Genomic DNA, 24,176 nt, shown 5'->3' on the forward strand with positions numbered 1-24,176 from the left:
CTCTGGCTGTTACCATTAACGGTGGCGGTGACTTTACTGATACCGGCGGTGATGTTGGTCAGCGTGGTGGTGGCTAAGCCATTTTCATCGGTGTTGGCTGACGCGGTGGTGATCGTCGCGCCGTTATTCGCGGCGAAGGCGACTGTCACATTAGGCACCACGTTGCCGTTAGCATCGGTCACCTTGGCCTGAACGGCGTTGGTTGCGGTGCCGTTGGCTTTGGCGTTGTCAGTCGTGACCGTCAAATTGCCACTGATAATGGTTGCTGTCCCGTCATCAGCCTTAAAGGTGGTGTCGACGGTTTGGCTATGGCTATTAATGGTGGCGGTGACCTTGGCTATCCCTGTTTGGATATTGGTCAACGTGGTGCTCGCTAAGCCATCAGAACCCGTTGTCACTGACGCGTTGACGATCGTTGCACCATTATCTGCGGTGAAACTGACGACTGCATTAGGGACTAAGTTGCCGTTGGCATCGGTGACTTTAGCTTGAACCGCGTTGGTTGCATGGCCATCTGCCTTAGCGTTATCAGAAGTCACAACGAGGTTAGCTTTGGTGATGGTTGCCGTTGAGCCATCTGCTACAAAGTTAGTGTCTACTTGCTGACTATGACTGTTAACGGTTGCCGTAACCTGAGTCGTACCGGATTGCGTGTTGGTTAATGTGGTGCTGGCAAGTCCTTGTGGGTTGGTTGTGACAGACTCAGTGGTCACTGTCGCGCCGTGGTTAGCGCTGAAGGTGACGGTAGCATTCGGTACTACGTTGCCATTGGCATCGGTAACCTTGGCTTGAACTGCGTTAGTATCGCTCCCATTGGCTGTGGCATCGTTTTGTGTGACCTGTAAATCACCTTTGACGATCGTTGCCGTTGAGCCATCAGGTGTGAAGTTAGTATTCACATTCTGGCTGGTGCCGTTAATAGCCGCAACGACGTTGGTGACCCCTGATGTGGTATTACTCAGCGTTGTCGTAGCAAGGCCACTTTCGTTAGTGATCGCTGACGCTGTAGTGACGGTTGCACCATTATTGGCGCTAAAGCTTACAGCCACATTCGGCACCACGTTACCGTTCGCATCCGTGACTTTAGCTTGGACAGCATTGGTTGCAGTGCCGTTGGCTAATGCGTTATCAGCAGTGACCTTCAGATTTCCTGCAACGATGGCCGCGGTTCCATTATCAGCAACAAATATTGCGTCTTTGCTGGCTGAACGGCCGCTGACGGTGGCGGTGACCTTATATTTGCCTGCAGTGGTACTCGTCACCGTTGCTGTTGCTTTGCCATCTGTACCCGTGGTGCCGATAACGGTGGTAATCGTGGCACCTGTTGCAACAATAAAGTTAACGCTGGCGTTGGGGACGAGGTTGCCGTTGGCATCGGTTACAATAGCTTCAACTGCATCGGTATCAACACCGTCAGCTAGAGCGCCATTGGGGTTGATATTCAGATTGCTATCAATGATGGTTGCTGTTGAACTATCGGGAATGAAGCGCGTGTTGGTCTGAGCGCTGTTTCCTGATTCCTGAATTCGAGCGGTAACGGTGTAGGTATCCGCCTTGAGGCTTGTCACTTTGGCGGTTGCAAGGCCGTCATCGCCGGTCACACCTTTGACGGTGATAATTTTGGCACCGTTGCTGACGGTAAAATGAACCGTGACATCGGAGACCGTGTTCGCGTTGGCGTCGGTAACTTTTGCTGTGACTAGGTTAGTATCCGTTCCGTTTGCGACGGCATCCTGCGTTGCGGTGAGATCGCCCTGGGTAATGGTAGATGTCGATTTATCTGCAACGAAGGTAACAACCTGAGTTTTAGAACTCCCGTTGATGCGTGCCGTGATTGTGCTATCACCAATCGTTGTATTGGTCACTAACAGAATGGCCTGACCTTCGGCATCAGTCATCACCGTTGAACCATTGACGATAGTTGCACCGTTTGTGGCGCTTAAATCAACCTGTGAATTGGCGAGTGGGTTGCCATTGATATCTTTTACGGTCACTTGCAGTTTGTTTGAGCTTTGCCCATCGGCGAGTGCCTTGTTTTTGATGATATCCAGCGCGCTGATTTGTGCTGTAGCGGCATCAGCAATAAAGTCAACCTGACCTGATTTATAGTTACCGTTGTTCATTGTGGCAGTAACCACACCTTGCTTAGCCAGTTTACTACGAACGTAAACCGTGGCTTTACCCCGGCTATCGGTGTTAACCGTCAGCGTCTGGCTGTTGGTGTCGCCATCTTTAAATAACGTTGCTGCCGATCGACCATCTTCGCCTTTCATATTATCAATATCAAACTTGATAGGCTGTGCCGTCATCGGCTGGCTATGTTCATCAAGCACTGAGGCTGTCACGGTGAAATAGTCAGCGTCGTTAGCCGGTACTGAGCCTGATGGCGTGATCGTTAAATCGCTGATGATATTTTTAGAAGGTTCAACTTTAATTGTCGTCGCTGCGGTATTGGAGTTATTACCGTTGTTGTCGACGCCAACCGCTTTAATGACGTATTCCTGCGCGGCGTTAGCGCGTTTGGTGTACACGTATGGCGGCAAAGTGACTTCTAACTGGGTGAGCGACAGCTCGCGGAATGTACCACCGTTAGCGAGAAATTCCGCAGAAGCCGTCCACTCGACGTCCTTCAGACCATACTTGGCTTTAGATACGGTGAGCGGTAGCGTTATGGTTTCTGCGGCTTTGGCGGTGACCGTATTTGGCAATGAGATTCGCAGCAGATCCTGCTTACGGTATTGCATCACGATTTCATAGTTACGATCGACAAATTCGTACATGCTGCCCATTAGGCTACGCAATGCATCAACCGAGTCGGCGCTGATCTGTCGAGCCCATGGCACACCAAACCGATAATTAACGTCGATCCCAATGCGACTGTCATCTTTATCACCCACGGAGTGCTCACCTTTCAGGGTAACCAGTGGGATTGGCGTATAGTTTAAGCCGAAGGTCAGTGCTTTTGGATTATCCTTTAAGTCGTCAGGATGTGTGCCGGTGCCCAGATCGATACCTTTACCAAAATACTGTTCATATTTAAGGTTGGCGCCTAATTGAGGATATGACGGTAAATAAGCCTCAGCACGCAGGTCAAACCCATTGGCAGGGCGTTCATCATAGTCTTTCATTGCAGACAGGCGGGACTGATGCCAGTCGGTTAGGCCGTAGTAGCCATTCACCGCCAGTTTTAGATAGTCCGTCCAAGCTTCACCACCGACGCCTAAACGCGCATTTTTGCCCGTATAGTCATAATCGTAAAAGGTGTTGATTCCATACATCCAGTCGCCAATATATTGGCGATAGCCCATACCAACGTTGGCCGTATTTCTATCTTCATTGCTATGCAAGCCGAGCTGCGTGAAGAGTAAACTATCTGTGTTCCCAATAATGGGGAGTAACAAGTCCCCAGAAATTTTTTGATCAGAGCCCGCGCTGAAACGTGCAGTACCTTTCTGATTCAACCAGTCATTAATCTGTTGGTTAATTAATCCTTCGCCAATGCTTTTTGCATAATTAATAGATGCATTGGTAACATTATCACTCGATAAAATTTGTCCTGCCTGCATCGCGTTACCAGTGAGATCTGGCGCTGGTTCGTTTGCTGACGAAGATGAAATAGACTCGCTACCAAGGGAAGGCAAATTAGGCGTTGAAGTCTCGGGAGATGGCGTAGGGAGAGCCATCTCTGGGTTAAGATAAGATTGGAACTCAGGTGTTGAGATTAATGTGGGGGCCTGCTGCTTTTTTGGGGGCAATAAAGGTGAAGATGGCTGGCTCGCTGTAGGAGCACTCCCGTCAACTACCGATTGCATCCCCAAAATAGTCTCTTCCATATTGCGATATTCATTAGCTCTGGCGACAGAACTGGCTGAAATTAACAATGGTGTAAGAGCTTGAATAATGATTATCCCCCACGAGGTAATTTTCATACCTCTTGGTGAAATTATTTTTCTCATAACGAATACCAATGTAAAATATTATGAAGCACACAAAGAGCCCATCTTCATAAAAGAAGGGGCTCTGGCTTGAAATAGCTTAAATGTGTAATTAAATGCTAGAGAGCTCTTTTATTTTATCTTTTACTACTGAATATCCGGTGTATTGAACTTTTGAACACAAGGTGTCTAATTTCATTTCAAGCATCATGGTGTAAACTTGTTTTGCATCGTTATCCATAATGTTTTTGTTTACATTCAAAAAACGGTATCCCTTGCCAATATCGCCATAATCTTTAGTGTATTTCTGATATTGATTAGACTGTACTTCTCTTAAGAAATTAAAGTGGTCAACACAGATGTTGTTTGTTGAAGCCAGCGTTATACCTGTCAGTGTTGCAGTTCGTTTTGCAATATAGTTATCTGCAGGGGTACTAGTATTTTTATATCCAGTAGTTGCTGCAGCCGTTGTATGGTTGTTGCCCTGAGGCTTCTTTGCTGGCTGGGATGAGCATGCCGCCAGCAGACAGATTGATCCCAAGATCAAAAACTTTGATGAACCCATGTTCATATAAACTAGCTCCTTAATTACATCATGAAAAAATCATTATTAAATGTGCCTGTATGGGCTACGGCTGAGTTAACTGCGTTGTTATTCTTGCTTGACCTTTAGCCAAAACCTTTCCGGCTACAAAAGACAGTAGCGGTGCTCTTGGCGAATAGTCAGTTAAACGGGAGTCAAAATAGGACGGTGGAAAACGTGACCTAAGAAAATAAAATAAAAAATTAATGTTTTTAACATTAAAATAAGAAACCAATCCCCCGGTGTAGCGATAAAGCGTTTTATGTGAGATCTTCAATGTTCTGGCGATAAGGCTAAATGTCCACCCTTTATTGACCATAAGAATGATGGCCATTTTCATTGCCCCGAGTTTTTTGACACAAATCAGATCATTAAATTCCTTAATGAAATAATAGGTCAGGTTTGATCTAAGCAACGTCGTGATATCTCGAGGCCATAGAGAGAGTTTTTCGTTAATATCGATGTGAGGAAGTCGTTCCAATACCATAGACATATCTCCCCCTGCACAGATAAGAATCACGGAGGCGCGATTGGCATAGGCATTTTTTAGCAAAGTGCCAAAGTCTGACATCAGCTTCAAACTATCAACGTCAATAAAAATAGCATTTCCTACAAAGCTTTTGGGATCTAGCTCACTAAGTATAGAAAGCAAGCCTAATTTCAGGTATTCATTATCTGTGATGATTGAAACTTTTCTGTTTCGTTTTTCATTATTGATGAGCATTTTATATTCTTATCCAAAATCAAACGTTGAACCTATATAGGTTGGCGATAGAAATAACCTTGTATCAGCTCTATATCTACGGGCCTGAATCTGATTTTTACTCATGGCTGCATCCGCTATAGATGAAATTTCAACCCAAATAGAGTCATGCTGACATTTCTCTTTAACGCACTAGACATCAAAATTATTATTAGCTTGCTATCTTTATCGGCGCTGTAAATATGGCTTAGCCTGATGCCTTAATACTGAAAGACAGCATTAACTTGCCGTTGCTTGACTGCTTTTTTATTAGGAAGTCAGAAACGACACAGTTACTGTTGTTTGTCATAGGCGGCGATTTTCTTGAATAAAGTATACTGGCGACATAGATATGATTGATATTTATAACTGTAAACTTTAAATTTATAGCTTAATGAACTGACAATATTTTATTTTTTGGCGTTATATTTCATTATTATAAGTGTGGGATTGGTGATTTCTATTTGTGGAAGTCATGTTTTGTCAGTCATGGAGACCGTTATAAAGGAGGGAATGGTGATAAAAATAGCGCTGATTGGTGTTCAAACATGGAGACGGTGGATGTGTTACCTGCATTGCTTTGGGGATAGGGGAGAGATTGGGCGAAGTTGATAAGAACAATGCAATGGGTCGTTGTTAATAAAGTGTTGCTGTTGGAAGAATGATTGTACATGAGGGAGGGAGTTACGATCTGAACGTGAGGGCGGGGCTAAAGATGAATACATAGCTTTATATCTTTATTTGCGCGTGATTCTTTGAGGACTTTCTACCGAAAGTACACGCATTTGTCATGAATCAACGTAGGTTACGCGGTGGGGTTTTGGCGCTGACGAGATGATGGGTGATTCAAAGGGGGATAAAATTCAGAATGGTGTCCCCTGCAGGAATCGAACCTGCAACTAGCCCTTAGGAGGGGCTCGTTATATCCATTTAACTAAGAGGACAACGGCGGCTATTATACGCATTTTTATCAATAGGATAAGAACTAATCTTGCTGATTGCTCGTTTTATCGGCGTTAATGTTTATTTGCTGGGAAAACATACCGATTTTGCGGGTGTGCAGACCAAAGTATCTACCGACACGCCGTGTCTGTCGTGATTACGTCGTCTTAAGAAGATGTGCGTAACTTTTGACCTAGGGTAAAGAAAAGTGAGCCACTATTATTCATAATGCCCTGTTAAATAACAAAAAAATCATTAGATTAATTTATAGAACGTTGACGTGAGTTAGGTGGCCTATGGATAGCGCTATATCATTCTTACATACCGCTTTGTGTAGCAGTGCCCAAATTGAGAAGTCAATGCAGGCGTGTATTCATGCCATTCCGGAGGATTTTAGCTGTGATGGTATTTTTCTGAATTATTACCGACACGATATTCGTAGTATACAGTTTATTGCATTGTCTTCTCATAAAGCGGCGCGGCTTAAGCGTGATTTGATTCCAATACCCGAGTATATTGCCGAGCAGTTTGAGAAAAATCAGAATATTGAAATCCAACTCATTAATGATCTAAAACAGGATTTATTAACTGAATATGTCATAGGAAGGGGATTTAGAAATATTAAGTCAATCATTCTTATGAGGATGTCGTTAGATGGTATTCGTTTAGGGGCCGTTGGTTTTTTTAGCTATCAGCCTCAAGCTTATGCTACTGAGCATGTGGCCTTGATTGAGGCTGTTCGTGGTGAGTTTTCGCTACTTTCATTTATTACTCTTTTGCAGCATAACCTTTTAGAGCCACGAGCTAAATATTCAGTTGCTCCCACTTGCATGCCTTCAACGTTTTCACATAGCGATGAGCGGTTCATCGTTAGTCCAAACAATGTCGAATTATCGAAGTTTTATTCATCATTGAAAATACTGGCATGTAGTCAATCACCCATTTTGATTTTTGGAGAACATGGCGTAGGGAAAAAAAGTATTGCTTCATACATACGTGAAGTCGCCGATGAAAAAGGGGTCTATGGTATTCTAGATGTGAGAAATCATCAATTAATCTATATATCATCAACCGATAACACAAAAGAATGCATCGATATTGATTGGGAAGATATGCCAGACATTAAGTATTTTTTGCCATTGCATGGTGGAACCTTACTGGTCTATGAATTATTTTCTCTGCCGAAGCGTTGGCAAATGATGGTGTTGGAGTTGATGAGTCGTTATCCCGGGGTTTGTCATGTTAAGACCATCTCTATTCAAACTGAGCGATACAGCGAAGCATTACATCATAATTATTTATCCAGCCAGTATCATCACCATATTCTCTGTTTAGAGATCACCCTTCCTCCTTTACGATATCGACATCAAGACATCCCGTTACTGCTAACGCACTACCTGTCATTGAAGCTAACTCACCACGGTGCAAATAAAATTCCGATATTTAGTCCAGAAACGAAAAAAATGCTATGGGACTATCAATGGCCTGGAAATATTAGCGAGCTAATTCATGTGATTGAGAATTCAAGCATCTCATTTCCCAGTGGGGAGCTGATATGCGATTTACCTAAAATAAAAGCGCAGGGGGGGCTTTTACCTCTAGAGGATGCGATGCGTGAGCATATTATAAAGGCGCTACGCCAAGCCAATGGGAAAATATCAGGTAAAAATGGCGCGGCGCAGATCCTAGGGATTAATAGTAATACGCTGTATAGCAAGATAAAAAAGCTAAGGATCTCAGCTCGATAAAACTAATTTGAGGGAAATAAAAAGTCAAAGAGCGAACTCTTTGACTTTTTTAATGCTTAAAATCAGCACTGCTGTTTGGGTTATTTCATCTTTTTACTACGATGAAAACCATCAATCATTCCTTTAATCAATGCACCTAATGAATCGCCAGTGGTACAAAGGTAAAGGTGAACTATCACAAACATCAGCATGATTAATGCAAGTGCATAATGCAGGTAGGCAATAATCTGTTTTCCTGGCCAACCGAATATCTTAGTCGGTGAGTACTCAGGGAAAAGCATCAACAGCCCGCTGACAATGAGCAACGGTACCAGCGCAAACATAATGCCTATGTAGCCAAGCTGCTGCAGGATATTAAATTTGCTCTGCTGACTTGGATGCTCAGGATGTGGTTCGCCTCGGAAAATACCGACGAGGTAATAGCGAGTTTGTCGGTAAAGCCTAGCTGAAATTCCCCGCCAACGAACGAGATAATGGTGACCGTTACCTGAAAGAGCCGCAATGATGAATAAGACCCAAATAGCACAGAGTGTGAGCCCTGCAATATTGTGAATATTTACCCATGTAGCGAATCGTTGAGTCACAAAATGCAAGGCGATACCGCTGACGAGCAGCGTGATACAGCACAGTGCATTAAGCCAATGCCAACATCTGACTAATAAAGAATAAAGATATACTTTGTCTTCGCTGGCATTTTCATGTGAGCGCTTCAACAGTTTCCTGCCGATAACTCGACCAAGGCCATGGCAGATCAATAAACCAATGAATGTCACCAGTGCATAAAGGTAAAGTTTATCCCAATGATTGCTGCCATTACTGCCGATCATATAAGTATTACTAAAGAGTGTACCTTTAACCGTTTGTACCTGTTCCGTTTTTTCACCCGTTACAGATAGGCTTGCCAGTTTCTTCTGTAATTGGCTGTCATCAAATAATCCTTTCCCTAATAAGCTCCCAGGCGTTGAGGGAAACAGCGCGATATCTGTTTTTTGCCTTTGGATGAGTAGGGCAGAATTGCTGTGACATTGTTCGCAGGTGACGGCTTGAGATGCCGGTAAGATTTTGTGCAAGGTTTCATCATTCGCCGCAACGTGGCAATCGATGCAGCGTAAGCTAGCCAAATGCTGTTCTGAGTAGGGCAGCATTTTATGCGCCAAATCCTGTTTTGTTGCAGATTTGCCTTTGGCGAGCTGTGAATAAACGCCGGCTCTTGAGTGACAGTTTATGCACGTCTGATTGCTTTTGGCTATTTGCGTTTTACTCGGATGAGAGATAACTCCGCTGCTCATGGTATGTGCATCATGGCATGCCGTGCAGGTGAATTGTCCTTGCTCTATTTTCTGTTGATGCACGCTCGCATTTTCGGCAGTGATGGTGTCGTGCAGCATTACCGCATGGCATCCCTCACAGCGTGTATTTTGCTGCGGCGCCAATTGGTGTGGCGTAGCATCAAAACCTTGGCTGTTTGGCGCGCTTTGATGGCAGGCAATACAGGGTAATCCACCATGAACACTTTCTTGATAATCCTCGGCAGAGAGCTGTAACTTATCGTGTGCTTTAGATGTCACGATGCTGTGAATATCAGTATCGGAATGGCAGCTTAAGCATGACTGATTCTGCTGGCTGGCGGTGACGGAAAGCGCGGGTGCGGCGGCCCAAGCATATACTTGTGAAAGTAAGAGTATCGCAAAAAGCAGACCGCGCTTTATCTGGTGTTTCATAGATAAATTAGTCATAGCGATCCCTTAAGGTTTCATGTTGGGATATTTAAAGAGATGGCAGTTATTACAATAGATCTCTGAAGGTTTGTGCTCGTTATGGCACATGGTGCAAGAAGCATCTTTGCCATAGTGAATTGAGTTGTGCGGATTGGGCTCCGCATTTTTGTCTTTTGGATCCGGTAGCGTTAGTGCCGCCACCTGATCGCGCGAACCATGACAATTCAGACAATTGCTGTCATTCGGCGAAGATACCGGCGTTTTAGTGCCGTGACATAGCTGACATGAATTATCTTTTCCCATGGCCTCTAGTGTTTGGTGATAGGGCTTGGCGTGCATGCTATTTAGCTTGTCATGGTATAGGGCTTCATTGTTGGCAGTGTTGTCGGCAGCGGCACAGTTCAGACTCAAGCAACTGATAACCATCACTAAAAAAAATAAAAGTTGTTTTGTCATCTCAGGCATCCTTGTCTGTGGCGGGGAAATCATCGCAGGGTTCTGCGGCACCTACGCTGGCGCCGGCAATACGGCCATAAACCAAACAGTCGGCGACGGCACAACTTCCTAATCGACTTCCTCCGTGGGAGCCAGCAGTCGCTTCGCCTGCTGCATACAGCCCAGGAATCGGGGTACTATCAGCAGCGTTTAAAACCTCTGCTTTGACGTTAATTTTTACGCCTCCCATCACATAATGGACTTTCGGCCAAACTCGAACAGCAACAAATGGCCCCTTATCTAGCGGAACGGCACGGCTGACATCTTTATGCATGCGGTCACCTCCTTTACGGGCAACAGCCGCGTTGTATTCATCCACTTCTGACTTTAACGTGGCGTAGGGCATGCCAAAGTGATCGGCTAATTGCTGTAGGGTATCGAATTGCCAAGCCACCTTATAATGCAGTGCATGGGTTAAACTTTGAGCCTGTTTCGCGCCGTCGAGCGTGGTAAAGCAGATGGGGTAAAGAGGATTACCGTCCTGATCAACCTGTGCCAGAATGCCGTCTTCGCGCTCTTTACGGTCGGCCAATTCATTGGTAAAGCGCTTCGCTGTCCGTGGGTTGACCATAATGCCGTTAGGAAAGCCGGAGATGGTGTTGAACTGAGAAACATAGCCGAAGCCTTTTTCATCGGGAGATGACCAAGGGCCAAGCTGGATCAGATCAAGTTGCACGGGAATAGCGCCGATACGTAACATTTGTACTAGGCACTCTGAGGTGGCTCCTGGATGATTGGTTGAGTCAACTTTTTCATCTAGCCGAGGGTTTTGCATTTTTCTGAAGCGGAGATCGTTGGAGAATCCCCCAGAACACATTACGACGCCGTAACGAGCGCCGTAGTGGCGAATTTCACCGCTGGTTTCGTCAGGAAAGCGGTAGCCATCACGAACCGAAATACCGATCACGCGGCCTTGTGCATTTTGGTCAAAACCTAGCAGTTTGCAGCGAGTACGGAACATGACTCCCAGCCTCATTGCTGAATTTTTCAATGGCATGACAATTCCGGCGCCAGAACTTTCAACCGTTTGTAGCGTGCGCGGTACGGAGTGCCCGCCAAAATGTTGCACAAACGGTTTATAGACCACCCCATGTTTCAATGTAAATTCATAGGCGGCAGTTGTGTTATTGACCAGAATAGTTAACTGCTCTTTGTCGTTGAGACCTCGACCTGCTTTTAACATGTCTTTGTACATCAGTTCAGGCGAGTCAACGATGCCCTCTTTTTGCTGCAGAGGCGAGTTTGCTACCGCGACAGCTCCACCGTTAATCGTTGAGTTTCCACCACAAACGGGCATTTTATCGATGACTAATACGCTGCGGCCGAGATTGACAGCCTCAAGCGCGGCGGCTAACCCGGCAAAACCACTTCCGACTACAATGACGTCATAAACTCGGTGATAGCGAATAGCGTTGTCGTTGCTACATGAGGCGGCGCTGACCGAACCGGAAAAGGCCGCAAAAGCGGCCCCAGTCGTCAACAACGTCCCTTTGGTAATAAAATTACGACGAGAGTTATTGATTTTGTTATTCATTGTGCCCCTCACGAATCAACGGTAGTGCAGGGTACTGTTGCAGGAGTTTGGCTGAATTCTCGATGTCATCGCTGAAGATGCGATCTTTATCGACGAATTTCACTTTTTCACGATAGCTGCTGTAGAGCTTACCTGTCTGCTCGCCCAGCGTGATGTCAGGATTTTTATGTTTACGCAGGTCGATTGCTTGACTCGCATGTAACAGCTCAAGGCCATAGATGTAGCGCATGTCATCGGCAATTTTGGTCAGTCGAGTGGAGGCCTGTAAATTATTGGTGTAGGTATCTTCAATGCTGCCAGCCATAGGTTGGCCATCGAGCGATACTGGATTCACCAGCGAACGGATATCCGCGAGCATAGCAACCTGCGGCTTTTGAATTGCACCGAAAGCGTGTCCATTATTTTCCTCACCCGCGAGGAATCGGCTTAGACCGGTGAAGTGATCGTCGGAAAGATGTAGGGTTCTTTGTACGCTGTTATGTGCCAAGTGACCCATGGCGACGGATAGGTTTTGAATGGCCAGCGTCAGCGGGAGTGGTTCGAAATTCGACGTTGGGAAGATCGCACCATTCACTTTGCCATCGTGGACGTAGTACTGCGCAACCTGGCTATTCTCTATTAACGATTTATCGGCGTTGACGATCACCGCAGGGTTATCGTCTGAGCTGTTCATCTGAATCGACAGCATTTGATAAGCTTCAGCCCACTCTTTATGTGCCTCATTGAGAACAAACACCGTGGTTCGGTAGGAGAGTGGATCTTGTAATGCTCGCCCATCCTGATGTTGCCAGAGATAAGAACCTTTCAGCACCTCACGCATCACTTTGGCTGTATCCTGGACGCCAGGGAATGGACGAACGCTAAGGCTTTGTGGCAGGAATGGCGCAACGTTGCCATTCAGACCTTCGAGTGATAATCCAAATACCTCAGGAGTGACATTAATTATTTGTTTAGCGGCGAGCAGCGCTTGTGCTGAGTATGCTGCGGAGATCGCGTTGGTCGATAAAATAGAGAGGGCATCTTTACCGATAGGATCGAGTTTTGTGATCCCTGCCGCCTGTAGTGCGCTGGCCGCATCCTGTTCATGACCATTTACGTGAACTTTCCACTCTCCCATCATGACATCGCCGATATGGGAGGCCAGAGTGATATCGGCTTCCCCAACGGAGCCTTGTGAAGGCACGACGGGCGTAATATGGTTATTGAGCAGTTGTTGGTATAGGGTCGCTACCTGTGGCTGAGCACCGGTTCTGCCTACGAGTAACGTATTGAGTCGGATAACCATCGCCATGCGCACAAGTTCATCGGGCATCGCTGGGCCAATACCCGCGCCATGAGCTCGAAGCGCGTTAACGTTGAAGGCTTTTGATGCGGCAATGGCTTCTGGTGTGAGTTTTCCGTGGGCATCAAACAGGGATTTATCCTTATTCAACCCCACGCCGACGGTTAAACCATAGACGGGGATCCCTTTGCTGGCTGCCGTCATTAAGAGCTGATTGGCTTCTTCAACCTTTTTCATTGCCGCGGGGGCGATGTGAACCTCTTTGTTTGAATAAGCAATTTCCCATGCATCTTCCAGCGTGAGTGAATGCCCATCCAACGTTATCCCTGATGTGGCCGACCAAACGGTCGGTGAAAGAAACAAACCTGCCAACGTAAGTGCTAATACCGTTTTTTTCATCATAATTCTCCTGTTTGAATAGCAAAATCATAAGGGGCAACCACAGGAGAAAAGTTTGAATTGTGCTCAGCATTTTTTGTGCCGATTTTTGAAATATCAAGAATCGATATAAAAATTGACGTATGCCAGATTTAATCTTCGCTGGGATGATAGATGTATATCCCCGTCATACTTCAAGTTGCATGTGCGTTGGTTCACCCGAGTAATCACTCACTTGTCGCCCTTCTGCAACTTGAATTATTGGGGGGATAGACGCGACTCATAGGCGATGGGTCAGTTATTGATTTGAACCACAATTTTACCTCCATGTAGGTAGGCATCACTCGTGTTACGGGGTACGAGCAGCTATAGGCTTATGATATGATGCGTTACCCCGATGATAGGAATGGTTTCTTCGATGTTGAATATCTCCCTTTTAGCCTGTAGCCGTGACGAGCGTGTGCTGTTTAGCCAGCTCAGTTTTCAGGTGGAAGCGGGCGAAATGGTACAAATAGAAGGCCCTAACGGAGCTGGCAAAACGACCCTGCTTCGGATGATTGCCGGTTTGTCCCAGCCTGACCGCGGTGATATTCAGTGGCAGCAAAAATCTATTCGTAAACAGCGTGAAGAGTACCAACAGCAGATGATTTACCTTGGCCATCAGGCCGGTGTGAAATCGGTGCTGACGCCTTTTGAAAACCTCGCGTTTTATCAAGCGGTACAGGGGGAACATAACCAAGATGCCATTTGGGATGCTTTGGCTCAGGTTGATTTAATTGGCTATGAAGATGTGCCAGTCGCTCAGCTCTCTGCGGGACAGCAACGGCGAGTGGCATTAGCGCGACTGTGGTTGAGTAAGGCAACACTATGGATCTTGGATGAGCCGCTAACCGCGATTGATAAGTCTGGAGTAGCGAAGCTGATCGCATTATTCGAGAAACATACGCAGGCGGGAGGCATTATTTTGCTGACGACCCATCAGGATCTGGATTATCGCATGCGTAAGCTGCGTTTGAGCGGCGAGGAAGTTTCGCGATGATCGGAACCGTATTGCGACGTGAGTTAAAAATAGCCTTTCGCAACGGCGCTGAAATTATTAATCCGCTGTGGTTCTTTTTAATCGTGATCACGCTGTTCCCTCTCAGCATCGGCCCCGAACCGCAGTTGCTTGCGCGTATTGCGCCGGGTGTTGTGTGGGTGGCTGCATTGTTAGCTGCGCTTTTGTCTTTGGAGCGTCTGTTTAAAGATGATTATCTGGACGGCACGCTAGAACAACTCATGTTAACGCCGTCGCCGTTAGCATTAACGGTGTTAGCGAAGGTATTTGCTCATTGGTTAGTGACCGGCCTGCCACTGCTGATCTTGTCTCCGTTGGTCGCGCTTTTGCTTTCTTTCGATTTTGCGACGTGGTGGGCAGTGGCTTTAACCCTTCTGTTGGGAACGCCAACGCTCAGTTTTATTGGTTCGATAGGTGTCGCACTCACGGTGGGGTTACGCAAGGGTGGAGTATTACTCAGTCTGCTGGTGCTTCCTCTCTATATTCCTATTTTAATTTTTGCGACCTCTGCGATTGATGCGGCCTCGATGGGTATGCCTATTGGTGGATATCTCGCTATCTTAGGCGCGATGCTAGCGGGAAGCGTTACACTTTCACCGTTTGCAGCAGCGGCAGCGCTGCGTGTCAGCGTGCAGTAACTTGTTCGATGAAACCGAATTCAACGATTTGAAAAACCGTTTTGTTTGTCAGCGATAATATCGCTCAGACTAATAGGTCAATAATAAGTAACACCGTATAAGATAGATTGTCTGAAAAGAGCCTGCAGGTAGTACAAGACAGCGCCTTTTTATGGGGTTTCGACATCAAAGTCGAAACAGTGACTTTTCGTTTTGTGAGCATAAATCTCAATGTGGAAATGGCTTCATCAGCTTGCTAAGCCTGAACGGCTTTATCATCTGTGCGGTAAGTTTGTGCCATGGCTAGGATTAGCTGGGGCGGCGTGTCTATTGATTGGCTGGATCTGGGGCTTTGGGTTCGCACCGTCCGACTATCAACAGGGCAATAGCTATCGCATTATGTACATCCATGTTCCAGCGGCTATTTGGTCGATGGGGATTTATGCTTCCATGGCAATTGCGGCGTTTATCGGCTTAGTTTGGCAGATGAAAATGTCCGATCTTGTGAGTGCTGCAATGGCACCTGTAGGCGCGGTTTTCACCTTTATTGCGCTCGCAACGGGCTCTGCTTGGGGCAAGCCAATGTGGGGAACGTGGTGGGTTTGGGATGCGCGATTAACTTCTGAGCTCGTGTTGCTGTTCCTGTATCTGGGCGCTATCGCATTGTACAACGCGTTTGAGGATCGCCGCACCGCAGGTCGTGCAGCAGGCATTTTGGTGCTGGTTGGCGTGGTAAATCTGCCGATTATTCATTTCTCCGTTGAGTGGTGGAATACCCTTCATCAAGGGTCTACCAACATGCAAAACACCATTGACCCAAGCATGCGCTATCCGTTGCGTTGGGCTATCTTCGGTTATCTTTTCTTCTTTATAACCCTGACGTTAATGCGTTTGCGTAATCTGATCTTAATGCAGGAGCGCCGCCGTCCGTGGGTGAATGCGTTAGTGAATACTCGCCAGAATAATCAGCACAAGGAGCGTTCCTGATGACCCCCGCATTTTCATCGTGGCAGGACTTCTTTGCCATGGGCGGTTATGCGTTTTACGTATGGCTGTCCGTTGCCGCAACCCTCATTCCTTTACTGTTGCTGGTATGCCATACCCGCTGGCAACGTCGACAAATTTTGACGGAGATTCGTCGTCATCAGGCGCGCGAGCAACGTATTAAACAAGCGCAAGGTCAACAACGCGCTTCGTCAGTTTCACAAGGAGAGCAGTCTTTATGAATCCACGTCGCAAGAGCCGCTTGTATCTGGCCATTGTTGTCTTACTTGGCCTCGGTGTGACAATAACTCTGGTTCTTTACGCATTGCGCTCCAACATTGACCTATTTTATACCCCAACAGAAATTTTGCAGGGTAAAGGCGAAAATCATGAAAAACCTGAAGTGGGTCAGCGCTTACGTATTGGCGGCATGGTAATGCCGGGTTCGGTGAAACGCGATCAGCAAAGCCTGAAGGTGTCATTCAAAATCTACGATGCTCACGGCGCTATCGGTGTGACCTACGAAGGCATTCTGCCTGATCTGTTCCGTGAAGGGCAGGGCGTAGTGGCACAAGGCGTCATGGGCGAAAATAACGTGGTGCACGCCAAAGAAGTTCTGGCAAAACATGATGAAAAATATACGCCCCCAGAGGTAAAAGAAGCGATGGAGCAAAACCATAATCGCCCAGCAGACGCCTACCAACAAAACGGCGGTAGTTCTGATGCGGGGAGCCCGCAGCCATGATCCCTGAAATTGGTAACTTCCTACTGGCGCTTTCTCTCGCGCTGTCCGTGTTGCTGAGCATTTATCCGCTTTGGGGCGCAGCTAGACAAGATGTGCGCATGATGTCGTCGGCACGGCCGTTGACCTACGGACTGTTCTTCAGCATTGCAGTTTCTTTTGGCTGTTTGGTGTATGCCTTTATCACTAACGATTTTACTGTTTCTTATGTAGCAGCGAACTCCAATACGCAACTACCGGTTTATTTCCGTATTGCGGCCACGTGGGGCGCGCATGAAGGATCGCTGCTGCTTTGGGTTCTGCTACTCAGTTGTTGGACGCTCGCCGTTGCGCTGTTTAGCCGTAGCATGCCACAAGATTCCGTGGCGCGAGTGTTGTCGGTGATGGGGATGATTAACGTAGGCTTCCTGCTATTCATCATTCTTACTTCGAATCCGTTTACTCGCACCCTACCGAATTTCCCGATTGACGGCAGCGATTTGAATCCGCTGTTGCAGGATATCGGTTTGATTTTCCATCCACCGTTGCTGTATATGGGCTACGTTGGATTCTCGGTCGCTTTTGCCTTCTCGATTGCCTCGCTGATGGCGGGGCGCTTAGATACCGCATGGGCACGCTGGTCACGTCCTTGGACAACGGCAGCATGGGTATTCCTTACCATGGGGATCGTTTTAGGTTCTGCTTGGGCCTATTACGAACTCGGGTGGGGCGGCTGGTGGTTCTGGGACCCAGTAGAAAATGCCTCCTTTATGCCTTGGCTGGCGGGTACGGCGTTGCTGCATTCACTGGCGGTTACTGAAAAGCGTGGCACTTTCAAAGCGTGGACAGTTCTCCTCGCCATTACTGCATTCTCTCTGTGTTTGCTAGGAACGTTTTTGGTGCGCTCGGGGGTCTTGGTATCCGTGCACTCGTTTGCCTCCGATCCGGCGCGTGGAATGTTCATTTTGGCGTATTTGGTGATCGTGATCGGTGGCTCTTTACTGCTGTATGCCGTGAAGGGAGCACAGGTACGTAGTCGCACTCAACATGAAGTGTTTTCACGTGAAACCTTCTTGCTGGGTAATAACGTGTTGCTGGTTGCCGCAATGTTAGTGGTGTTGTTGGGCACGTTATTGCCGTTGGTACATAAGCAGCTTGGCTTGGGCAGTATTTCGATTGGTGAACCTTTCTTCAATTCAATGTTCACTTGGCTGATGGCGCCGTTTGCATTACTGCTCGGGGTTGGTCCTCTGGTGCGCTGGCGTCGTGATGAGCCGGCAAAATTCTGGAAGCGCCTGCTGATGGCAATGATTGTCACCGTGATCCTTTCCGTCGTATTGCCGTGGTTGATGCAGGATCGCGTTGAAGGCATGACGGTTGTGGGTCTGTTGATGGCGTTCTGGGTCGTTATCCTGACGTTGATGGAACTGCACGAGCGTGCGACACATCGTTATGGCTTCTGGAAAGGTCTTACCAAACTGCCACGTAGTCATTGGGGTATGGTGTTAGGCCATCTTGGTGTCGCGGTGACGGTGATTGGTATCGCGTTTAGCCAAAGCTATAGCATCGAACGCGATGTCCGAATGAAGTCGGGAGATAGCGTAGATATTCACAATTATCACTTTGTATTCCGCGACGTTCACGATATTAAAGGCCCTAACTATACTGGCGGCGTAGGTATTATTGACGTTACTCGCGATGGAAAACCAGAAGCGACGCTACGGGCTGAAAAACGCTATTACGCTACTGCGCGTAGCATGATGACAGAGGCTGCCATTGACGGCGGTTTAACACGCGATTTATACGCGGCGCTGGGCGAAGAACTGAATGACGGCGCATGGGCGGTTCGCCTGTACTACAAACCTTTTGTACGTTGGATTTGGTACGGCGGTGTGTTAATGGCGATTGGCGGTGTGCTTTGTATTCTCGACCCACGCTATCGTTCACGTCGTAAGGAAGAGCGCGAACAAGAAAAACTGGAGAAAACAGCATGAATCGTAAGCTGCTCTTTATCCCGTTAGTTTTATTTATGTTGCTGGTGCTGGCGTTTGTGATCCAGCTTCAGCGTAATGCCGGCGGTGAAGATCCCACCATGTTGGAGTCGGCGCTGATTGGTAAACCGGTTCCCGAGTTTAAGCTGGAGTCTCTGGATAAGCCGGGTAAAACCTTCGATCAGAGTGTATTGCACGACGGTAAACCGATGTTGCTCAACGTGTGGGCGACCTGGTGTCCGACCTGCTATGCCGAACATCAGTATCTCAATAAGCTGGCGGCGAAAGGGATACGCGTGGTGGGGTTAAACTATAAGGATGACCGTCAAAAAGCCGTGAAATGGCTCAATGATTTGGGCAATCCCTATGCGCTGAGTCTTTACGACGGCGACGGCATGCTGGGACTTGATCTTGGTGTATATGGCGCGCCTGAGACTTTCCTAATCGATGGCAATGGGATCATCCGTTATCGTCATGCGGGAGATCTTAACGATCGCGTTTGGCAACAGGAAATCGAACCTTTATACCGCCAATATGAAGGAGCTAAATAATGCGAGCAATAAGATTAGCCAGCATGTTGATCGGCGTTATGCTCTCCGTTAGCGCTTGGGCGGCGATTGATACTTATAGTTTTAAAAGCGTGGAGCAAGAACAGCAATACCGCGAATTAACTGAGCAGTTGCGCTGCCCGAAATGTCAGAACAACAGCATTGCGGATTCCAATGCAATCATTGCTGCAGACATGCGCCAGAAAGTGTATGAGCTGATGGAAAAAGGCTACACCAACAAGCAGATTACTGAATATATGGTGGCCCGCTACGGTAATTTTGTGACCTATGAGCCACCGTTAACTGCCGCGACCGTGATTCTTTGGGCTGGCCCTGCATTGTTTGTCCTGCTGGGGGCCATCGTAGTGATTACACGTGCTCGCCGCCGTCGCACAGAGGAACCGGAGGTTTTAGGTGATACGCTAAGCGATGCTGAGAAACAACGATTAAAGCAGCTTCTTAACGACAGCGACAGGGAACATTGATAATGGCATTTTGGTTAATAGTTTTAGTGCTGCTGATCGCCGCCGCTGCGTTGCTGCTGGTTCCGGTGTTACGTCAGCCTCAGCGTGATTTACCAGAAGATCGCGATCGTTTAAACACACGTTTTTACCATCAGCGATTAAAAGAGTTGGAGCAAGACGAAGAGCAGGGTGTGGTTGCTGAGCGTCAGGCGATGATCGAAGAGCTTCAACAAAACCTGCTGTCTGATGTTCCTCATGCAGAAAAGGCCAAACCTGAGCCACTCAACCGCTGGGTGCTGCTGCCTGGCGTCGTCGTCCTCGTACTGATTTCAGTCGGTTTTTATTTGAAAACCGGCGGATTAGCTCAGGTTCAAGGCTGGAATTTAGTGATGAGTGAAATGCCTTCGCTGCGCGAGCGGGTCATGAATGAAGACAAGCAGCCGCTGACGATGGAAGAAATTGCTCGTTTAGGCTTAGGGTTGCGTACTGAGCTGCAGACCGATCCGCGTAATGTGGCCGATTGGGTTATGTTAGGCCGAATCGGTATGGCATTAAATAACGCGACGACCGCGACTCAGGCCTTCTCTCACGCCTACCAGTTGGCGCCGAATGAGCCTGAGGTTGCGCTGGGGTACGCGGAAGTGCTCACCCGTTCTAGCGATCCAGAAGATAATAAACAGGCAGCCGACATGCTGCGCGATATGATGGCGCGTAATCATGAAGACGTGCGGGTGCTGAGCCTGCTGGCATTTAATGCTTTCGAACAGGGCGATTATAAGAAGGCGATTGGTGCGTGGGAGATGATGTTGAAAACATTACCTGCCAACGATAGTCGTCGTGAAGTGCTAAAGCGCAGCATTGAACAAGCCAAAGTGCAGTCTGGTGAGGATAATAGCCTACTGAACGTCACCATTAATCTGTCGTCTGACGTTGAGCGCCAACTACCGCCAACGGCGGTCTTGGTGGTTTCAGTTACTGATGGTGCAACACCAATACCTGTTGCGGTGAAGCAGCTGCCACTGGGTCATTTCCCTGTGACAGTTTCATTATCTGATGCCAATGCCATGATGCCAGAACGTTTACTGTCGGCGCAAAAACAGGTGAAAGTTCGTGCACGCATCTCTCGAGATGGTTTAGCCAATCCACAATCAGGTGACTGGTTCGGTGAAAGTGCGGTTATGCCCTATAATAAAGAGAGTCAGATTAGCGTACAGATTGAACATCAAGTACCATAAATCGCCCATTGCAAAAACAGTCTTTGGGCATGAATAAGATCAGAATAAAAATATGTGGATCGTTGACGGCGGGATAAGATTGACAGCCTGTCATCAGCGATCCCTTTTCATGGAGAAGGATATGAAACTTCGGCTGACAGGAGTGGCTCTGGCAAGCGTATTGCTGGTTGGGTGTGCTACAAATGCATCGGATTCAGTTCAAGGGCGTTCGGACCCGCTGGAAGGTTTTAACCGTGCGATGTTTAGCGTGAACTACAATTATCTGGATCCGTATTTGTTACGGCCTGTAGCCGTAGCTTGGCGTGACTATGTGCCTGTTCCTGCTCGCTCGGGGATTGCGAACTTCACGAGCAACCTTGAAGAACCTGCTAGCATGGTGAACAGTTTCCTTGAAGGTAATGTTTACGATGGATTTGTACACTTTAACCGTTTCTTCCTGAATACCATTCTCGGCATGGGTGGGTTCATGGACGTCGCATCAATGGCAAACCCTAAACTGGCGAAGCAGGAACCCCATCGTTTCGGTAGCACATTAGGTTACTATGATGTGCCATATGGCCCATACGTGGTGCTTCCGGGCTACGGCAGCGCGACCCCACGTCAGGACGGTGGTAATTATGTCGACTATGTCTATCCAGCGTTAAGCTGGCTGACCTTCTGGATGTCAGCAGGTAAATGGGCCATCGAAGGTATAGAGACTCGAGCACAGCTATTGGATTCCGATGGCTTGCTGAAGAATTCTTCAGATCCGTATCTCTTTATGCGCGAAGCGTATTTCCAGCGTAATGATTTCTTGGCAACCGGTGGTGAATTGGTTGCGCCAACCAATCCAAATGCCTCAGCGATTCAGGATGATTTGAAAGACATTGATTCAAACTGATGGATAGATCGTAAAGAAGCGCCTTAGGGCGCTTTTTTTACGTCTGAATAGATTGCCGCTGTTCTTAATGAAAAAGCGCCCTAAAAGGGTAATGCTGATCGTTTAAGAGATCGAGATACACGGGGCTAGCACACCGCGGGGCGCTCCGGCAGCTAAAGCTGCTACGACCCCATCGGTGTACTTCCCCTAAAATCGCGCTTAAGTGACCAGCATTACCCTAAAAGGGCGCTTTTAATGTCTACTCGTTTTAAAAATTAGAACGCGTAGTTGAAGTTAGCACCGTACAACCATGCCTTACCTACAGATTTGAACTCATACGGTCCTTCATTGATGGTAACTTTTGAACCATGCATGTAGGAAACACCGACGTCAACAGATGCATCTTTGTTGAATGCGTAACTGGTACCCGCACTGATCCAAGCACGATCCTGATCTGGGATAGAGATAGAGCGTGTGCCGGCAGGTACTGGGCTATCGTCAAAGGCAATACCGGTACGGAACGTCCAGTTGTCATCGTAGAAGTAGGTAGTACCAATCGCGATGCGGTAGGCATCTTTGAAGCCTTCATCTTTATAGAACAAGGTCTGACCGTTTGATCCCTTGGCTTTCAGCTCTTGGAACTGACTCCAACTGGTGTAGGCCATGCTGTAGTGGACAGCCCACTGTGGTGCCACTTTGTGGTAGCCAGAGATTTCCCACATTTCAGGCAGATTCAGCGTTAAAGAACCTGGTACGGTGGCTCCACCGGTGCCCATTGGTAAACCTTGGATACCGAACTGATTTGCTAATGCGTTCACGCTGGTTGGCAGGTCGCTACGATAGTCGCCGTCGAAATCGATTTTAACTTCAGAGCGATAGGTCAGGCCAAAGCGGTTATTTTCATCCACTTCATACAGAATACCCGCGTTCCAGCCAAAGCCCCATTCGTCGCCTTTCAGATGTGAGATCTGTGTGTTGGCTGGGATCTGACCGACCATGCTGTTGTACGGAGGAGGAAGTTTGCTGCCAATAAGCAGTGGCAGGTCACCTGCATAGCGGTCAATCTTAGCTTTCGCATATACGGCATCAAAGCCTAAACCGAAGCTGAAGTGTTCATTCGCACGATAAGCTGCGCTGAGGTTTAAGTTCGCTGTGGTTAGGTCGGTAGTACCGCCCATAGAGCCAGCGGCGTAGTTATCGTTGAATTCAGTTGCCAAACCGTAGTTTGACGTTACAGATGCACCCACGGCCCACTGATCGTTGATGGGCTGCACGTAGTGGAAGTTAGGCACCCACGCCGTTGGAGCAATATTTTTAGCATTCAGGCTCTGACCGCTTGGAGAGCGCCCCGAGATGTCTACGTCTGGGTCGATAAATACGCCGCCGATGGAAATCGCTGGGCGATCGTACATGCTCAACAGCGCCGGGTTACGGCTCGCAGATGCCGGGGTATCAGCCATGGCACCTTCACCTGAATAGGCTCGGCCTAAGCCAGCGGCTGAGAACTCATTCAGCTGGAAACCAGCGGCATTGACGTTAGATGAAAGCAGTGCCACTGCTGCAGCTAATGCTGACTTAGTAAACAGGTTTTTCTGGCGCATGACCGAAACCTCATTATTGTGTGTTTTATTTAAACTATGTTACGTACTGTAACAATGAGCGCGGATTGTAGGGTCCGAGTTCGATCTGACAAATCAGACCAGTGAGCAGAGTATAGGTCTGACCTCTTGGTATGTTGCAAGAATGTTTATTAAATATTTCCAAAATGATTCAAAAAAAGAGATCCGTGTAACAAAAAACAACGGAACTAATAAAGAGCTGGTTACAAGTGCGGGGAAATAAACAGCAAATAATGTGATTTTGCTCACTAAGTGTCATTCCTATGGCATATCGCTAGTCTCTGTAGTGGGAGAGGAGTAAAATACCCACAGTTTTTATATTTTTTGAGCCAGATCATAATTGGCGATATAAAGTGGGGGTTATTCCCCGTCGAGGAGATGATTGAAATGACTGATGCTATTAAAAAGTGCAGTGCACAAGAAACGGCAGCTTGCTGCTGCGTTGATGTCGGCACCATCATGGATAACACCGACTGCACCGCATCCTATTGCAATGTTTTTGCTCAGGAAGCTGATGCGAAAGCTATGCTGGAACAACTGACACAAAAAGCGCGCGGCATCGAATCCGATCCTTGTGTTATCAAAAGCAATATCGTAAAAAAAGCGGAAGGCTATGAGTTGACCGTTGATTTCACTTTTGCTTGTGAAGCGGAAACCCTGATTTTTCAACTCGGCCTGCGTTAATCGCGGGTTAAACGAAAGTAATATTCTAAGCACGACTTCG

General features: G+C 47.4%; 20 protein-coding genes and 1 tRNA gene. 12 read left to right on the forward strand and 9 right to left on the reverse strand.

Annotated features, from left to right (window positions below; translation table 11 throughout):
- The 4 genes from M988_RS06260 to M988_RS06275 form a co-directional block, all read right to left on the reverse strand.
- Positions 1-3,833 (reverse strand): Ig-like domain-containing protein (locus M988_RS06260; protein WP_211271673.1); only part of this gene is annotated, 3,833 nt, incomplete at its 3' end.
- Positions 3,834-4,047: 214 nt separating this feature from the next.
- The gene (locus M988_RS06265) at positions 4,048-4,506 is read right to left on the reverse strand and encodes a hypothetical protein (RefSeq protein WP_008814097.1); all 459 of its coding nucleotides are present in this window, start codon (positions 4,504-4,506) and stop codon (positions 4,048-4,050) included.
- Positions 4,507-4,564: 58 nt separating this feature from the next.
- The gene (locus tag M988_RS06270) at positions 4,565-5,242 is read right to left on the reverse strand and encodes a restriction endonuclease subunit S domain-containing protein (RefSeq protein ID WP_008814096.1); all 678 of its coding nucleotides are present in this window, start codon (positions 5,240-5,242) and stop codon (positions 4,565-4,567) included.
- Between the two features lie 887 nt (positions 5,243-6,129).
- A tRNA-Arg gene (locus M988_RS06275) sits at positions 6,130-6,204 on the reverse strand.
- Between the two features lie 294 nt (positions 6,205-6,498).
- Here M988_RS06275 and M988_RS06280 point away from each other — a divergent pair.
- A complete protein-coding gene (locus M988_RS06280; protein ID WP_082919416.1) occupies positions 6,499-7,950 on the forward strand; it encodes an AAA-type ATPase lid domain-containing protein in 1,452 nt (483 codons plus the stop codon).
- Between the two features lie 80 nt (positions 7,951-8,030).
- On the opposite strand, the gene phsC is transcribed toward M988_RS06280, so the two are convergent.
- The 4 genes from phsC to M988_RS06300 are packed head-to-tail and all read right to left on the reverse strand — an operon-like array spanning position 8,031 to position 13,381.
- A complete protein-coding gene (gene phsC, locus M988_RS22295) occupies positions 8,031-9,686 on the reverse strand; it encodes a thiosulfate reductase cytochrome B subunit (RefSeq protein ID WP_082919417.1) in 1,656 nt (551 codons plus the stop codon).
- Positions 9,687-9,695: 9 nt separating this feature from the next.
- Positions 9,696-10,124, reverse strand: coding sequence for a cytochrome c3 family protein (locus M988_RS06290; protein ID WP_008814092.1), 429 nt, complete (start codon positions 10,122-10,124; stop codon positions 9,696-9,698).
- Between the two features lies 1 nt (position 10,125).
- A complete protein-coding gene (locus M988_RS06295) occupies positions 10,126-11,697 on the reverse strand; it encodes a flavocytochrome c (RefSeq protein ID WP_039185387.1) in 1,572 nt (523 codons plus the stop codon).
- Complete coding sequence (locus tag M988_RS06300; protein ID WP_224451783.1) at positions 11,690-13,381, reverse strand: HAL/PAL/TAL family ammonia-lyase; 1,692 nt, start codon at positions 13,379-13,381, stop codon at positions 11,690-11,692. Before M988_RS06300 ends, M988_RS06295 begins: the two co-directional genes overlap by 8 nt.
- A 394-nt stretch (positions 13,382-13,775) precedes the next feature.
- Between M988_RS06300 and ccmA the strand changes: the two genes are divergently transcribed.
- The 10 genes from ccmA (at position 13,776) to mlaA (ending at position 21,854) form a co-directional block, all read left to right on the forward strand.
- Entirely contained in the window at positions 13,776-14,396 is a 621-nt protein-coding gene (gene ccmA / locus M988_RS06305; RefSeq protein ID WP_008814089.1) for a cytochrome c biogenesis heme-transporting ATPase CcmA, read from the forward strand.
- Positions 14,393-15,052 carry a heme exporter protein CcmB gene (gene ccmB, locus M988_RS06310; RefSeq protein WP_004092786.1) on the forward strand — a complete coding sequence of 220 codons (660 nt, stop codon included), beginning with the start codon at positions 14,393-14,395 and terminating at the stop codon, positions 15,050-15,052. Before ccmA ends, ccmB begins: the two co-directional genes overlap by 4 nt.
- Before the next feature lie 210 nt (positions 15,053-15,262).
- Positions 15,263-16,018: a heme ABC transporter permease gene (locus M988_RS06315; protein ID WP_008814087.1), complete on the forward strand. Its 756-nt coding sequence runs from the start codon at positions 15,263-15,265 to the stop codon at positions 16,016-16,018.
- The gene (gene ccmD, locus M988_RS06320) at positions 16,018-16,257 is read left to right on the forward strand and encodes a heme exporter protein CcmD (RefSeq protein WP_008814086.1); all 240 of its coding nucleotides are present in this window, start codon (positions 16,018-16,020) and stop codon (positions 16,255-16,257) included. The genes M988_RS06315 and ccmD overlap by 1 nt, the downstream gene beginning before the upstream one ends.
- Entirely contained in the window at positions 16,254-16,760 is a 507-nt protein-coding gene (ccmE, locus tag M988_RS06325; protein ID WP_008814085.1) for a cytochrome c maturation protein CcmE, read from the forward strand. Before ccmD ends, ccmE begins: the two co-directional genes overlap by 4 nt.
- Complete coding sequence (locus M988_RS06330) at positions 16,757-18,730, forward strand: heme lyase CcmF/NrfE family subunit (RefSeq protein WP_008814084.1); 1,974 nt, start codon at positions 16,757-16,759, stop codon at positions 18,728-18,730. The genes ccmE and M988_RS06330 overlap by 4 nt, the downstream gene beginning before the upstream one ends.
- Positions 18,727-19,278 (forward strand): DsbE family thiol:disulfide interchange protein, encoded by a 552-nt coding sequence (locus M988_RS06335; RefSeq protein ID WP_008814083.1) that lies wholly within the window; start codon positions 18,727-18,729, stop codon positions 19,276-19,278. Before M988_RS06330 ends, M988_RS06335 begins: the two co-directional genes overlap by 4 nt.
- An 8-nt stretch (positions 19,279-19,286) precedes the next feature.
- On the forward strand, positions 19,287-19,760 hold the full coding sequence (locus M988_RS06340) for a cytochrome c-type biogenesis protein (protein ID WP_211271674.1): 474 nt from the start codon (positions 19,287-19,289) through the stop codon (positions 19,758-19,760).
- A 2-nt stretch (positions 19,761-19,762) separates the two neighbouring features.
- Positions 19,763-20,974, forward strand: coding sequence for a c-type cytochrome biogenesis protein CcmI (gene ccmI, locus M988_RS06345; RefSeq protein ID WP_064573337.1), 1,212 nt, complete (start codon positions 19,763-19,765; stop codon positions 20,972-20,974).
- A 121-nt stretch (positions 20,975-21,095) separates the two neighbouring features.
- A complete protein-coding gene (gene mlaA, locus M988_RS06350; protein ID WP_039185400.1) occupies positions 21,096-21,854 on the forward strand; it encodes a phospholipid-binding lipoprotein MlaA in 759 nt (252 codons plus the stop codon).
- Positions 21,855-22,108: 254 nt separating this feature from the next.
- Here the strand turns inward: mlaA and fadL are convergent, their stop codons facing one another.
- Positions 22,109-23,434 (reverse strand): long-chain fatty acid transporter FadL, encoded by a 1,326-nt coding sequence (gene fadL, locus M988_RS06355; RefSeq protein ID WP_008814079.1) that lies wholly within the window; start codon positions 23,432-23,434, stop codon positions 22,109-22,111.
- 405 nt (positions 23,435-23,839) lie between these two features.
- Between fadL and M988_RS06360 the strand changes: the two genes are divergently transcribed.
- Positions 23,840-24,136 (forward strand): YfcZ/YiiS family protein, encoded by a 297-nt coding sequence (locus tag M988_RS06360; protein WP_008814078.1) that lies wholly within the window; start codon positions 23,840-23,842, stop codon positions 24,134-24,136.
- Positions 24,137-24,176: the final 40 nt, after the last annotated feature.

Origin of the sequence: Hafnia paralvei ATCC 29927, from assembly GCF_001655005.1 — a bacterium.
GTDB classification, from domain to species: Bacteria; Pseudomonadota; Gammaproteobacteria; order Enterobacterales; family Enterobacteriaceae; genus Hafnia; species Hafnia paralvei.

Bases quoted from the DNA above. Each gene is read 5' to 3' on its own strand.
- ccmA (WP_008814089.1), top strand. From the start codon at position 13,776: ATGTTGAATATCTCCCTTTTAGCCTGTAGCCGTGACGAGCGTGTGCTG.
- M988_RS06335 (WP_008814083.1), top strand. From the start codon at position 18,727: ATGAATCGTAAGCTGCTCTTTATCCCGTTAGTTTTATTTATGTTGCTG.
- ccmD (WP_008814086.1), top strand. From the start codon at position 16,018: ATGACCCCCGCATTTTCATCGTGGCAGGACTTCTTTGCCATGGGCGGT.
- mlaA (WP_039185400.1), top strand. From the start codon at position 21,096: ATGAAACTTCGGCTGACAGGAGTGGCTCTGGCAAGCGTATTGCTGGTT.
- M988_RS06315 (WP_008814087.1), top strand. From the start codon at position 15,263: ATGTGGAAATGGCTTCATCAGCTTGCTAAGCCTGAACGGCTTTATCAT.
- M988_RS06360 (WP_008814078.1), top strand. From the start codon at position 23,840: ATGACTGATGCTATTAAAAAGTGCAGTGCACAAGAAACGGCAGCTTGC.
- M988_RS06265 (WP_008814097.1), bottom strand. From the start codon at position 4,506: ATGAACATGGGTTCATCAAAGTTTTTGATCTTGGGATCAATCTGTCTG.
- phsC (WP_082919417.1), bottom strand. From the start codon at position 9,686: ATGACTAATTTATCTATGAAACACCAGATAAAGCGCGGTCTGCTTTTT.
- ccmE (WP_008814085.1), top strand. From the start codon at position 16,254: ATGAATCCACGTCGCAAGAGCCGCTTGTATCTGGCCATTGTTGTCTTA.
- M988_RS06270 (WP_008814096.1), bottom strand. From the start codon at position 5,242: ATGCTCATCAATAATGAAAAACGAAACAGAAAAGTTTCAATCATCACA.
- ccmB (WP_004092786.1), top strand. From the start codon at position 14,393: ATGATCGGAACCGTATTGCGACGTGAGTTAAAAATAGCCTTTCGCAAC.
- M988_RS06280 (WP_082919416.1), top strand. From the start codon at position 6,499: ATGGATAGCGCTATATCATTCTTACATACCGCTTTGTGTAGCAGTGCC.
- M988_RS06330 (WP_008814084.1), top strand. From the start codon at position 16,757: ATGATCCCTGAAATTGGTAACTTCCTACTGGCGCTTTCTCTCGCGCTG.
- ccmI (WP_064573337.1), top strand. From the start codon at position 19,763: ATGGCATTTTGGTTAATAGTTTTAGTGCTGCTGATCGCCGCCGCTGCG.
- M988_RS06300 (WP_224451783.1), bottom strand. From the start codon at position 13,381: ATGATGAAAAAAACGGTATTAGCACTTACGTTGGCAGGTTTGTTTCTT.
- fadL (WP_008814079.1), bottom strand. From the start codon at position 23,434: ATGCGCCAGAAAAACCTGTTTACTAAGTCAGCATTAGCTGCAGCAGTG.
- M988_RS06290 (WP_008814092.1), bottom strand. From the start codon at position 10,124: ATGACAAAACAACTTTTATTTTTTTTAGTGATGGTTATCAGTTGCTTG.
- M988_RS06295 (WP_039185387.1), bottom strand. From the start codon at position 11,697: ATGAATAACAAAATCAATAACTCTCGTCGTAATTTTATTACCAAAGGG.